The 12,728-nt window shown below is 59.7% G+C and carries 11 protein-coding genes; 7 read left to right on the forward strand and 4 right to left on the reverse strand.

What is annotated here, in order from left to right; translation table 11 throughout:
• Positions 1-22 precede the first annotated feature (22 nt).
• Positions 23-571, forward strand: a complete 549-nt coding sequence (locus EDY99_RS05780; protein ID WP_004928171.1) for a cell division protein ZapC — start codon at positions 23-25, stop codon at positions 569-571.
• 6 nt (positions 572-577) lie between these two features.
• On the opposite strand, the gene EDY99_RS05785 is transcribed toward EDY99_RS05780, so the two are convergent.
• Positions 578-1,681 carry a YcbX family protein gene (locus EDY99_RS05785; protein WP_123061559.1) on the reverse strand — a complete coding sequence of 368 codons (1,104 nt, stop codon included), beginning with the start codon at positions 1,679-1,681 and terminating at the stop codon, positions 578-580.
• Positions 1,682-1,784: 103 nt separating this feature from the next.
• Between EDY99_RS05785 and rlmKL the strand changes: the two genes are divergently transcribed.
• From rlmKL to rmf, 6 genes are all read left to right on the forward strand, one after another.
• Complete coding sequence (rlmKL, locus tag EDY99_RS05790; RefSeq protein ID WP_089192583.1) at positions 1,785-3,911, forward strand: bifunctional 23S rRNA (guanine(2069)-N(7))-methyltransferase RlmK/23S rRNA (guanine(2445)-N(2))-methyltransferase RlmL; 2,127 nt, start codon at positions 1,785-1,787, stop codon at positions 3,909-3,911.
• A gap of 5 nt (positions 3,912-3,916) precedes the next feature.
• The gene (locus EDY99_RS05795; protein WP_033642586.1) at positions 3,917-5,821 is read left to right on the forward strand and encodes an ABC transporter ATP-binding protein; all 1,905 of its coding nucleotides are present in this window, start codon (positions 3,917-3,919) and stop codon (positions 5,819-5,821) included.
• Positions 5,822-5,897: 76 nt separating this feature from the next.
• Entirely contained in the window at positions 5,898-7,211 is a 1,314-nt protein-coding gene (gene pqiA / locus EDY99_RS05800) for a paraquat-inducible protein A (RefSeq protein ID WP_369825817.1), read from the forward strand.
• Entirely contained in the window at positions 7,198-8,844 is a 1,647-nt protein-coding gene (gene pqiB / locus EDY99_RS05805) for an intermembrane transport protein PqiB (protein WP_033642587.1), read from the forward strand. The genes pqiA and pqiB overlap by 14 nt, the downstream gene beginning before the upstream one ends.
• Positions 8,841-9,401 carry a membrane integrity-associated transporter subunit PqiC gene (gene pqiC / locus EDY99_RS05810; protein WP_123061560.1) on the forward strand — a complete coding sequence of 187 codons (561 nt, stop codon included), beginning with the start codon at positions 8,841-8,843 and terminating at the stop codon, positions 9,399-9,401. Before pqiB ends, pqiC begins: the two co-directional genes overlap by 4 nt.
• A gap of 270 nt (positions 9,402-9,671) precedes the next feature.
• The gene (gene rmf / locus EDY99_RS05815) at positions 9,672-9,842 is read left to right on the forward strand and encodes a ribosome modulation factor (RefSeq protein ID WP_004928150.1); all 171 of its coding nucleotides are present in this window, start codon (positions 9,672-9,674) and stop codon (positions 9,840-9,842) included.
• 64 nt (positions 9,843-9,906) lie between these two features.
• On the opposite strand, the gene fabF is transcribed toward rmf, so the two are convergent.
• From fabF to fabA, 3 genes are all read right to left on the reverse strand, one after another.
• Positions 9,907-11,184 (reverse strand): beta-ketoacyl-ACP synthase II, encoded by a 1,278-nt coding sequence (gene fabF, locus EDY99_RS05820; protein ID WP_033650690.1) that lies wholly within the window; start codon positions 11,182-11,184, stop codon positions 9,907-9,909.
• Entirely contained in the window at positions 11,181-11,708 is a 528-nt protein-coding gene (locus EDY99_RS05825) for a helix-turn-helix domain-containing protein (RefSeq protein WP_033642590.1), read from the reverse strand. Before EDY99_RS05825 ends, fabF begins: the two co-directional genes overlap by 4 nt.
• A 466-nt stretch (positions 11,709-12,174) precedes the next feature.
• Complete coding sequence (gene fabA, locus EDY99_RS05830; RefSeq protein ID WP_004928144.1) at positions 12,175-12,693, reverse strand: bifunctional 3-hydroxydecanoyl-ACP dehydratase/trans-2-decenoyl-ACP isomerase; 519 nt, start codon at positions 12,691-12,693, stop codon at positions 12,175-12,177.
• Positions 12,694-12,728: the final 35 nt, after the last annotated feature.

Here is a 12,728-nt window from a genome sequence, read left to right on the forward strand (position 1 = left end):
TGGGCAGCGAGAAGGATACGAAATGAAGATAAAACCTGACGATAATTGGCGTTGGTATTTTGATGCCGAACACGATCGGCTAATGCTGGATTTAGCTAATGGTATGATCTTTCGTTCACGTTTCCCGGCCAAAATGTTAACGCCGGACGCCTTCGATGAATGCGCTTTTTGCGTGGATGACGCCGCCCTTTATTTCACCTATGAAGAACAGTGCAAGCAGGTCAAGCTGAGCCATGAACAGCGCGCCGAGCTGGTGTTGAATGCGCTGGTCGCCTACCGCTTCCTGAAACCGCTGATGCCGAAGAGCTGGCATTTCTCGCAGCAGCACTACCCGTTGCAGCCGAAAAACGGCGAGCTGGCGGCGGTGAAAGTGATGGAAAGCGGCGCGGAAGCGCGCCTGCTGGTGGTGGAGGCCGGGGATAATGCCAGCCTGTGCCTGCTGGCGCAAAATCAGCTGACGGTCGCCGGCCGCACCATGGTCTTGGGCGACGCCATCAAGGTGATGCACGATCGGCTGAAACCTTGCGCGCAGGATGAAAGCGCCGCCCCGGCTTACGACAGGGCGGTATAAGGCGGATTACGCCAACGTCAAATCAGTTTTCGGGATGCAGCTGCAGCACAGGATGGTGCCGTTGTCGCCCAGCGCGCTTTTCTTCAGGGGCGCGACTTCACCGCTCAGCAATGTAATGCGGCAGCTGCCGCAAATCCCGGCGCGGCACGAGTAAGGCACGCGAATGCCTTGCTGTTCCAGTTGTTCGAGCAGGATCTGCTGGTTATTGCCGGTAAATACCTTTCCTTCATATTCGATCGTGACGCTGTGCGCGCTGTCCTGCGGCGCCTGCACGCTCTCCACCACTTTACCTGCGCCATAAGGGCGCGGCGGCTTGGTTGACAAGACTTCCACCGTATCGCCCACGCGAATGATGCCGCTGTTGCGCGCGGTCATATTCTGGCCGAAATCGATGTCGCCGTTGTCGGCGGAACGGAATTTTTGCAGCGTGCTGAGCGGTTCGCCGCTCGGGTGCTTGCGGCCACGCTCGGTGCTGACGGTGGTGAGCACGCAGCGGCTGCAGGGTTTCACCAGATCGAACATCACATCGCCGACGCGGATCACCTGCCAGCCGTCTTCAGCCCAGGCGGTAGCGCCGCTCACCACCAGATTGGGGCGGAACTGTTCCAGCTTGATGCTGCCGGGGCAACGCTGCTGCAGGTCGTTGAACGAGGCTTGGTTAATCAGCAGATAAGGGTAGCCGTCGGCAAACGTCAGCGGGATTTCAGGGTGTTTCTTGACCCGGCGGGTCAGCTCCGGCCCCAGCCAGCGCAGCTGCACGTCGCGCTGGAAATAGCCGCTCAGCCAGCCGTTGATCTCATCCGGCGCGATCAGCGCGGTGAAATGGTTGCCCCACACCTCGGTCGGCTGCGGCGTGGCTGCGAAGTCGCTGAAGCGAACGGCGGCGCTTTCACCGTCCGGCGCGGTCAGAAACAGCCCGTCCGGCAACAGCGCCGGCGTGAACAACACCATCTGCGGATATTGGCGCGCGGTAATAAAGGTGCCGTCCGGTTCGGTGATCATAAAGTTGCGGTCAAAGGCCAGACCGCTGCTGCCGACCTGGGCGTAGGAAAGCTGCAAGCCGCGCAGTGATTTAACCGGATGGACGTAGAGTCTGGAAAGCGTGATCACCCTTATCTCCGTGCGATGATTAAATAGAAGGGAGCAACTTTATGACAAGCGGTGCGGATTAGCTATAATGCGCAACAATTTTCTTTTTGGTGATAAGTACGATATGAACTCTCTGTTTGCCAGCACGGCGCGTGGATTGGAAGAACTGTTAAAAAGCGAGCTGGAAACGCTTGGCGCTCACGACTGCAAAGTGGTGCAGGGCGGGGTACATTTTCAGGGTGACGATCGTCTTCTGTACCAAAGCCTGCTGTGGAGCCGCCTGGCTTCGCGCATTTTGTTGCCGCTGAACGAATTCCGCGTGCACAGCGACCTGGATCTGTACCTCGGCGTGCAGGCGATTGACTGGCCGAGCATTTTTGGCGTGGATAAAACCTTCGCCGTGCATTTCAGCGGCGTGAACGAAGAGATCCGCAACAGCCAGTATGGCGCGCTGAAGGTGAAAGACGCCATCGTTGACAGCTTCACCCGTAAGCTCGACCAACGCCCGACGGTTGCCAAACAGCAGCCGGACATTCGCGTTAACGTCTTCCTGCAACGCGATATGGCCAGCGTGGCGCTCGATCTGAGCGGCGAAGGCCTGCACCAGCGCGGCTACCGCGATCTCACCGGCCAGGCGCCGTTGAAGGAAAACCTGGCGGCCGCCATCGTGTTGCGTTCCGGCTGGCAGCCGGGCACGCCGATGCTCGATCCGATGTGCGGCTCCGGCACGCTGTTGATCGAAGCGGCGATGATCGCCGCCGATCGCGCGCCGGGCCTGCACCGTCAACACTGGGGCTTCAGCGCCTGGAATGGTCACAACGCCGAACTGTGGCGTGAAGTCACCACCGAAGCGCAGGTGCGCGCGCGTCGCGGCCTGCAGGAAACTACCTCTCGCTTCTTCGGTTCCGATATCGATCGTCGGGTGATTGAGATGGCGCGCGGCAACGCCCGCCGCGCCGGCGTCGCCGAGCTGATCACCTTCAACGTCGGCGACGTCGCGCGCTTGACCAACCCGCTGCCGGAAGGCCCGCACGGCACGGTGATCAGCAACCCGCCGTACGGCGAGCGTCTGGAAAGCGAACCGGCGCTGATCGCGCTGCACAACATGCTGGGCCGCGTGATGAAAAGCGCCTTTGGCGGTTGGCAGCTTTCGCTGTTCAGCGCCTCGCCGGAGCTGTTGAGCTGCCTGCAGCTGCGCGCCGAGCGCCAGTTTAAGGCGAAGAACGGCCCGCTGGAGTGCGTGCAGAAAAACTATCAGCTGGCGGCAAGCCCGGCCGGCAATGCTACCGGCGGCGTGCAGGTGGCGGAAGATTTCGCCAACCGTCTGCGCAAGAATTTGAAGAAGCTCGACAAGTGGGCGAAGCAACAAGGCATCGAATGCTACCGCCTGTACGATGCCGATCTGCCAGAATACAACGTCGCGGTGGACCGTTACGGCAGCAAGGTGGTGGTGCAGGAGTATGCGCCGCCGAAAACCGTCGATGCGCAGAAGGCGCGTCAGCGCCTGTTCGATGTGATCAACGCGACGCTGGCGGTGCTGGAATTGCCGTCGAATCAGCTGATCCTGAAAACCCGCGAGCGGCAGAAGGGCAAAAACCAGTACGAGAAACTGGCGCAGAAGGGCGAGTTCTTGCTGGTGGAAGAGTATAACGCCAAGCTGTGGGTCAACCTGACCGACTATCTCGATACCGGCCTGTTCCTCGATCACCGCATCGCGCGCCGTATGCTGGGCGAGATGAGCGGCGGCAAGGACTTCCTCAACCTGTTCGCCTATACCGGCACCGCCAGCGTGCATGCCGGGCTGGGCGGCGCGCGCAGCACCACCACGGTGGACATGTCGCGCACCTACCTGGAATGGGCGGAGAAGAACCTGCGCGCCAACGGCCTGACCGGCCGCCAGCATCGGCTGATCCAGGCCGACTGCCTGTCGTGGCTGAGCAATGCCAATGAACAGTTCGACGTGATCTTCATTGATCCGCCGACGTTCTCCAACTCCAAGCGGATGGAGAACACCTTTGACGTGCAGCGCGATCACCTGGCGCTGATGAAAGATTTGAAACGGTTGCTGCGCCGCAACGGGACCATCATGTTCTCGAACAACAAGCGCGGTTTCCAAATGGATATGGCAGGGTTGAGTGCGCTGGGCCTGGAGGCGAAAGAGATCACCGCCAAGACGCTGTCGCAGGATTTTGCCCGTAACCGTCAGATCCACAACTGCTGGCTGGTGACTCACGCCGGCGAAGGAAAATAATTACTATGTCGTTAATCAGCATGTCCGGCGCCTGGCTCTCTTTCAGCGATGCGCCATTGTTAGACAACACCGAAATTCATATCGAAGACAACGAGCGCGTGTGTCTGGTCGGGCGCAACGGCGCCGGCAAATCCACGCTGCTGAAGATCCTCGGCAAAGAGATCCCGCTGGATGACGGCCGGGTGATCTACGAACAGGATCTGATCGTGGCGCGTCTGCAACAGGATCCGCCGCGCAATATCGGCGGCAGCGTATTCGACTTTGTGGCGGAAGGCGTCGCGGAGCAGGCGGAACACTTGAAGGCCTATCACGCGATCTCTCACCTGGTGGAAAGCGATCCGAGCGAGAAAAACCTGGCGCGCATGGCGCAAATCATGGAGATCCTCGATCACCAGGGGCTGTGGCAGCTCGACAGCCGCATCAGCGAAGTGCTGCTGCAGCTGGGGCTGAACGGCGACGCCGAGCTTTCCTCGCTGTCCGGCGGCTGGCTGCGCAAAGCGGCGCTGGGCCGCGCGCTGGTGAGCTCGCCGCGCGTGTTGTTGCTCGACGAACCGACCAACCACCTGGATATCGAAACCATCGACTGGCTGGAAGGTTTCCTGAAAGAGTTCGACGGCAGCATCGTCTTCATCTCGCACGACCGTTCGTTTATCCGCAACATGGCGACGCGCATCGTCGATCTGGATCGCGGCAAGCTGGTTTCCTGGCCGGGTAACTACGATCTGTACCTGCAGAGCAAAGAAGAAGCGCTGCGGGTGGAAGAGCTGCAAAACGCCGAGTTCGACCGCAAGCTGGCGCAGGAAGAGGTCTGGATCCGTCAGGGCATCAAGGCGCGCCGCACCCGCAACGAGGGCCGCGTGCGCGCGCTGAAGGCGCTGCGCGTCGAGCGTTCAGAGCGCCGTGAAGTGATGGGCACCGCCAAGATGCAGGTGGAAGAGGCGACCCGCTCCGGCAAAATCGTATTCGAGCTGGAAGACGTCAATTATCAGGTTGGCGAAAAGGTGCTGGTACGCGGTTTCTCCGCCCAGGTGCAGCGCGGCGACAAGATTGCGTTGGTGGGGCCGAACGGCTGCGGCAAAACCACGCTGCTGAAACTGATGCTCGGTCAGCTGAAAGCCGACAGCGGCCGCGTGCACTGCGGCACCAAGCTGGAAGTGGCCTATTTCGACCAGCACCGCGCCGATCTCGATCCAGAGCGCACGGTGATGGACAACCTGGCGGAAGGCAAGCAGGAAGTGATGGTCAACGGCCGTCCTCGCCACGTGCTGGGCTACCTGCAGGACTTCCTGTTCCACCCGAAACGCGCGATGACGCCGGTGAAGGCGCTGTCGGGCGGTGAGCGTAACCGCTTGCTGTTGGCTAAGCTGTTTCTGAAACCGAGCAATCTGCTGATCCTCGATGAACCAACCAACGATCTCGACGTCGAAACGCTGGAGCTGCTGGAAGAGCTGATCGACGGCTATCAGGGCACTGTGTTGCTGGTCAGTCACGATCGTCAGTTCGTTGACAACTCGGTGACCGAGTGCTGGATCTTCGAAGGCAATGGCGTGATCAACGCCTTCGTCGGCGGTTACTACGATGCGCATCACCAGCGCGCGACAGCGAAACCGATTCGTCAGGCGGCGCCGAGCGCGAGCAAACCGGCGGCGGAGAAAAAGGCCGAACAGCCGAAGAAAGCGACGGCCAAGCTGAGTTACAACCTGCTGCGCGAACTGGAACAGCTGCCGCAGCGGCTCGAACAGCTGGAAGCGGAAATCGAAGCGCTGCAGGCGCAGATGAGCGATGCCGACTTCTTCACGCGGCCGCACAGCGAAACGCAAGAAGTGCTGACGGCGTTGGCTAACGCCGAGCAGGCGCTCGAGCAGGCCTTCGCCCGCTGGGAAGAGCTGGAAGCGATGAAAAACGGCTGACCGTTGCGATACCGCCCGCGCGCTGCTGCGGGCGGTATCGACGTGCCGGTGAGCAACGTTATTTAGGAGGAATATGGTGTGTTCCCACAACAATCATCAGCAGCATAGTCATTCCGCACCCTCGGCGGCGCAGCAGGATAACCTGATGCTGTGCCCGCAGTGCGACATGCTGGTGGCGCTGCCGCCGCTGGCCTATGGCAGCAAAGCGGTATGCCCGCGCTGCAAAACCACGCTCAGCGCCCGCTGGGACGAGCCGCGCAAGCGGCCGATCGGTTACGCGCTCAGCGCCTTGTTCATGCTGGTGCTGGCCAACATTTTCCCGTTTATCAACATGCGCGTCGCCGGCCTCGGCAACGAAATCCGGCTGATCCAAATCCCGGAAGTCATGGTGGCGGAAGACTACGCCAGCATGGCCACCTTGTTTATGGTGTTCGTGCAGCTGATCCCGGCGTTTTGCATGGTGGCGATCATCCTGCTGTGCGCCAGGGTGCGCTTGCCGCTGGGTCTCAAAGAGTGGATGGCCCGGGTGCTGTTCCAGTTCAAGACCTGGTGCATGGTGGAAATTTTCCTCGCCGGGGTGCTGGTCAGCTTCGTCAAGCTGATGGCCTACGGCGACATCGGCATCGGCAGCAGCTTCGTGCCTTACTGCCTGTTTTGCCTGCTGCAGGTGCGCGCTTTCCAGTGCGTGGATCGGCGCTGGCTGTGGCAGGATATCGAACCGGCGCCGCGACTTAATCGCCCGCTGACGGTGGGGCGCACCGGCATGCGCCAGGGCGTGCGCTCCTGCGCGTGCTGCACGGCGATCCTGCCGGCCGATCAGGTGCGCTGCCCGCGCTGCCACACCAAGGGCTACGTGCGTCGCCGCCACAGCCTGCAGTGGACGCTGGCGCTGCTGGTGACCTCTGTCATGCTGTATATTCCGGCCAACCTGATGCCCATCATGGTGACCGAGGCGCTGGGTAACAAGATGAATTCCACCATCATGGCGGGGGTGATCCTGCTGTGGGGGGACGGCTCTTATCCGGTAGCGATGGTGATTTTCATCGCCAGTATCATGGTGCCGTCGCTGAAAATGTTGGCGATCGGTTGGCTGTGCTGGGATGCGAACGGCAGGAAGAAACCGCGCGCCGACAGCGAGCGTATGCATCTGATTTATGAAGTGGTCGAATTCGTTGGTCGTTGGTCAATGATCGACGTGTTTGTGATCGCCGTGTTGTCGGCGTTGGTGCGAATGGGGCAGTTGATGAGCATTTATCCCGCGACGGGCGCCGTGCTGTTCGCGCTGGTGGTGATCCTCACCATGTTCGCCGCCATGACATTTGATCCCCGGCTGACCTGGGATCGCGCAAGTGAAACAATAAACAAGGAGCCGCAAGGTGACGGAAAATAATCATAGCGTCGCGGACGTCGAGAAGATCAAACGCTGGTCGCCGGTGTGGATCATTCCCATCGTGACCGCGCTGATCGGCGCCTGGATCCTGTTTTACCACTTCAGCCATCAGGGGCCGGTGGTGACGCTGGTGACCACGACGGCGGAAGGGCTGGAAGCGGGTAAAACCAAAATCAAAAGCCGCAGCGTTGACGTCGGCGTGGTGGAAACCGTCACGTTGAGCGATGACCTGAGCAAGGTGATGGTGCAGGCGCGTCTCAATTCCGGCATGGAGAAATTGCTGCGCCAGGATTCCGCCTTCTGGGTGGTGAAGCCGCAGATCGGCCGTGAAGGCGTCTCCGGGCTGGGCACGCTGCTCTCCGGCGCCTATATCGAACTGCAGCCGGGCAACAAAGGCAAAGACGGCAAAGACAACTATCAACTGCTCGATGCGCCGCCGCTGGCCTCTCCGGACGCCAAAGGGTTGCGCATCGTGCTGGACAGCGAGAAGTCAGGCCAGCTCAACGCCGGCGATCCGGTGCTGTTCCGCGGCTATCGCGTCGGGTCGGTGGAAACCAGCTACTTCGATCCTAAAGAGCGCGCCATGCGCTATCAGCTGTTCATCACTGCGCCTTACGATCAGTTGGTCACCACCAACGTGCGCTTCTGGAAAGACAGCGGCGTGGCGTTTGACATGTCGGCACAGGGCATGCGGGTGGAGATGGGCTCGTTGACCACGCTGTTCAGCGGCGGCGTCAGCTTCGATGTGCCGGACGGCTGGGATCGCGGCGAACAGGCGAAAGAAAAGGCGGAGTACCGGTTGTTCGACAACCAGCGTAGCACGCAGGATTCGCTGTATACCGTGCATAAAGACTACCTGCTGTTCTTCTCCGATTCGGTACGCGGCCTGCAGCCGGGCGCGCCGGTCGAGTTCCGCGGCATCCGTCTGGGGACGGTGGCGCAGGTGCCGTTCTATAAAGACGGCATGGCGCAGCGTCTGGATAACGACTACCGCATTCCGGTGCTGATCCGCATCGAGCCGGATCGCTTCCAGAAACAGCTGGGCGGCAACTTCGATATTGAAGGGCACTTGAAAGATGCGGAATCCCGCGGCATGCGCGCCTCGATGAAGTCCGCCAACCTGCTGACCGGTTCGCTGTACATCGATCTCGACTTCTATCCGCAGGAGAAACCGTGGAAAGGGCCGCGCGAGCTGTTCGGTTATCCGCTGATGCCGACCACCAGCGGCGGTCTGGCGCAGATCCAGCAGAAGCTGATGCAGACGTTGGATAAGATTAATTCGATGCCGATCAATCCGATGATCAGCGAAGCGACCAAGACGCTGGCGGAAAGCCAGAAAACCATGAAGTCGACGCAGCAGACCATGAAGTCGTTGAACGACATCATCGCCAGCAAAGAGATGCAGGCGCTGCCGCAGGACATGCAGAAAACGCTGCTGGAGCTGAACCGCAGCATGAAAGGGTTCCAGCCTGGTTCACCGGCTTACAACAAGATGGTGGGCGACATGCAGCGCCTCGATCAGGTCTTGCGTGAGCTGCAACCGGTGTTGCGCACCCTGAATGAGAAGAGCAACGCGCTGGTGTTTGAAGCCGCCGGCAGCAATGACCCTCAGCCGAAGAAGGCCACGAAATGATGAAATGGATCCCGGTAGCCCTGGCGCTGTTGCTCAGCGCCTGCAGCAGTTCGCCACAGAAGACTTACTATCAGTTGCCGGCGCTGGGCGCGCCGGCCGTGGCCGGCAGCAGCGCCGCCTTCACGCGCCAGCTGTGGCTGGAGCACGTGAGCGTGGCGGATTATCTGGCGCAGAGCGGCGTGGTGTATCAGACCAACGACGTGCAGTATGTGATAGCCCAGAACAACCTGTGGGCCAGCCCGCTCGATCAGCAGCTGCAGCAAACGCTGGTCACCAACCTGAGCAGCGCGCTGCCGGGGTGGGTGGTCTCTTCGCAGCCGATGAGCAGCGATCAGGATGTGCTGAACGTGACCATCAGCGGCTTCCACGGCCGCTTTGACGGGAAAGCGATCATTCGCGGCGAGTGGGTGCTGAACCGCCAGGGGCGTTTGATCAAAAGGCCTTTCAGCCTGGAGCTGAAACAGGGTGAAGACGGCTATGATGCCCTGGTGCGCACGCTGGCGCAGGGGTGGCAGCAGGAAGCCCAGGCTATCGCAGCACAGATGGGCGGCATTTAGTCATAATTTGGTCTAAAATCGTCTAATCCCTGTCGGCGTGAAAAGTCGTTTTTTCTCGCTGGCAGGGATTTCTCTTTCATTTCAATTGGTTAACTCCTTCCTCTGCAGATCAGCCACTTAGCATTTTCCTCGGGCGTAGCTCACAAATATGACATTGGCGTGAATTTTGCGCATTGATCTTCTCTTCTTTTAGCGCTATTGATTACTCGTGGCTGCGCAAAAAGCAGCCATTGTTTTCTTTCCACCAGACCAAAATGAGGGAAACGAGGCATGAAGAGACAGAAACGCGATCGTCTGGAAAGGGCGCATTCGAGAGGGTATCAGGCAGGTATTTTAGGGCGTTCCAGGGAACATTGTCCCTACCAATCATCAGTGGACGCCCGGTCTCAATGGCTGGGAGGTTGGCGAGAAGCCATGGAAGACAGGGCTGTGACCGCTTAAGCGGCTCCCTGTCAAATAAAAGGAATAACCTCCGCCCCCTGGCGGAGGTTTTTGTTTCAGGCGCTTATTCATCCCGCCAGCGTTTCAACAAAATACTCGCATTCACGCCGCCAAAGCCGAAGCCGTTTGATAAGGCGTAGGTCATGTTCATCGATTCTGCCTGTTTCGCGACCAGATGCAAACCTGCCGCCGCCGGGTCGGGGTTATCCAGATTTAGCGTGGCAGGGGCTATCTGATCGCGCAGAGCCAAGGCGGTAAAGATGGTTTCCAGCCCGCCGGCGGCGCCCAGCAGGTGCCCCGTCGCTGATTTTGTTGAGGTCACGGCGACAGTCCCGGCCGTGCCAAACAGGTGTTTGATGGCGTTGATTTCGCCCAAATCCCCTACGGGTGTCGACGTCGCGTGCGCATTTAAATGCTGTACCTCCTCGGGAACGACGTTCGCCTGCTTCAACGCGATTTTCATCGCCCGATAGGCGCCGTTGCCGTCTTCAGCGCCGGATGTCATATGGTAGGCGTCGGCGCTGGTGCCATAGCCGACGATTTCCGCGAGCGGGGTGGCGCCGCGCGCCAGCGCGTGTTCCAGCGTTTCAATGACCAGCATGCCGGCGCCTTCCCCCATGACAAATCCGTCCCGGGCGCTGTCGAAGGGCCGAGAGGCCTGTTGCGCCAATTCGGCTGGAGCGGTGGACATGGCGCGCGCGGCGGCGAACCCGCCCAGGCTGACGGTATCTATAGCGGCTTCGGTACCGCCGCACACGGCGATATCGGCTTCATCATTGCGGATCATACGCACTGCGTCGCCAATGGCTTGCACGCCGGCGGCACAGGCGGTGACCGGCGCGCCAATCGGCCCCTTGAAGTGGTGTTTGATTGAAACGTGGCCGGCCGCCAGATTGACCAGGAATGAGGGGATGGTGAACGGCGACAGCCGCTTGGCGCCGCGGCTGTCGGTTGTGCGCACCGCCTGGGCAATCGCCGGGAAACCGCCAATACCCGAGGCAATGACGGTGGCTGTGCGCTCTTGTTTTTCGTCCGTATCGGCTATCCAGCCGGCCTGACGAATGGCTTCGTCCGCCGCCGCCATAGCAAACAGGATAAAGCGGTCCATTTTCTTTTGGTCCTTGGGGGCGACGGAGGCGTCGGGGTTGAAGCCCGCTTCAGCATCCTGCGCCAGCGCCGGGACCTGTCCTCCGACCTTGACCGGTAAATCTGCAACGATCTCGTCAGGCAACGCTCGAATGCCGGATTCTCCTTTTAACAAACGTTGCCAGATGGCTTCAACACCGCACCCTAGCGGTGAAACGGCGCCCATGCCGGTAATGACGATACGACGATTGCTCATGATGGCTCCTTGGTAAATTCGGGTAAGTCGGCGAGGCGCCGCTGCCGCATCAGTTCGGCGCGTTGATGTATGCCGTCGCTTGCCGCCGGCCCTGGCGCTAGCGTAATGAACTGCGGCGGCACCGGCTGTTGGGTATCACGATTGACCAACTGGACTTGGATCGGCCGATCGTTGCGTCCGTCGACCAACAGGGCGCTGACGTCCCCGTCGGTCAGATGATTGTTGCCCCATTGTGAGAGCGCCGCCAACACCGGGAGAAAATCGTTGCCGCGCTCAGTAAGCAGGTAGTGATAGCGCACCGGCCGCGTTTGATAACGTTCTTTATACAGAATGCCGTGGGCCACCAAATCCTTCAGGCGACGCGCCAGTAGCGTGGGTGACATCCCCAGACTTTGTTGGAATTCGTCGAACCGGGACAGCCCCTGAAAAGCATCGCGAAGGATCAGGATGCTCCACCATTCCCCCACGCGATCCAATGCACGCGCTACGGGGCAAGGCGCGTCGCTAAAGCGGGTTTTTTGCATACCTTCCTCACTAAGTACAATAATTGTAGTTACTATAATAGTCATGTTAGAGGATCTTGAGGGGCAAGAGAATAACCGGATGCAAAAAAACCGCTATCGCACTGATGCGGGTATTGAGGGAGGCCGCCTTTCAGGCTGCCTGTTGCTTTGGCCGCTTCGGGTAAGCATAGGGCAGAGAGCGGTGGGGGAAGGCATTTCGGTGTCGGGCGATGAAATAAGGAGCACCCAGCGTCAATGCCAGCGTGATGCGATATTTCATATCGCCCGATAGCGCATCTTTGCTATCGGCCCTAATCCTCTTTGATGAGAACTGAATAATAAGATGATGCTAACGGCGGCTAAAAAGAGGGGCGGGAGTCTTTGAAAGGCCGGGAAAGGATAAGAGAAAGAAATGCCATCACGTCGAACATGACGGCATGCGAAGAACGTTAGAGAGAAGGCAGTGGCCGCCTTCTCGTCAGCGTGATTAGAACGCGGTGGTATCTTTGAACAGGCCCACTTTCAGATCGGTGGCGGTATAGATCACTTCACCGTCAACCAGCACTTCGCCATCGGCGACGCCCATGATCAGCTTGCGGGTGATGACGCGTTTGAAGTTAATACGATAGGTTACCTTTTTCGCGGTCGGCAGCACCTGGCCGGTGAACTTGACTTCACCGACGCCCAGCGCGCGGCCTTTGCCTTCGCCACCGAGCCAACCGAGGTAGAAACCGACCAGCTGCCACATCGCATCCAGGCCCAGGCAGCCCGGCATGACCGGATCGCCGATAAAGTGGCAACCGAAGAACCATAGGTCCGGATTAATATCCAGCTCCGCTTCCACATAACCTTTGTTGTGAGTCCCGCCGTCTTCGGTCATTTTGACCACGCGGTCCATCATCAACATGTTACCCGCCGGCAACGGCGGGCCACCGGCGCCGAACAGCTCGCCGCGGCCGGATGCTTCGAGGTCTTCTTTCGTATAGGAATCGCGTTTATCTACCATGTTCTCAGTAAGCCTTATTTTAATGAAGGACGCAG

The organism is Serratia sp. LS-1, from assembly GCF_003719595.1.
Lineage (GTDB): Bacteria > Pseudomonadota > Gammaproteobacteria > Enterobacterales > Enterobacteriaceae > Serratia > Serratia ureilytica.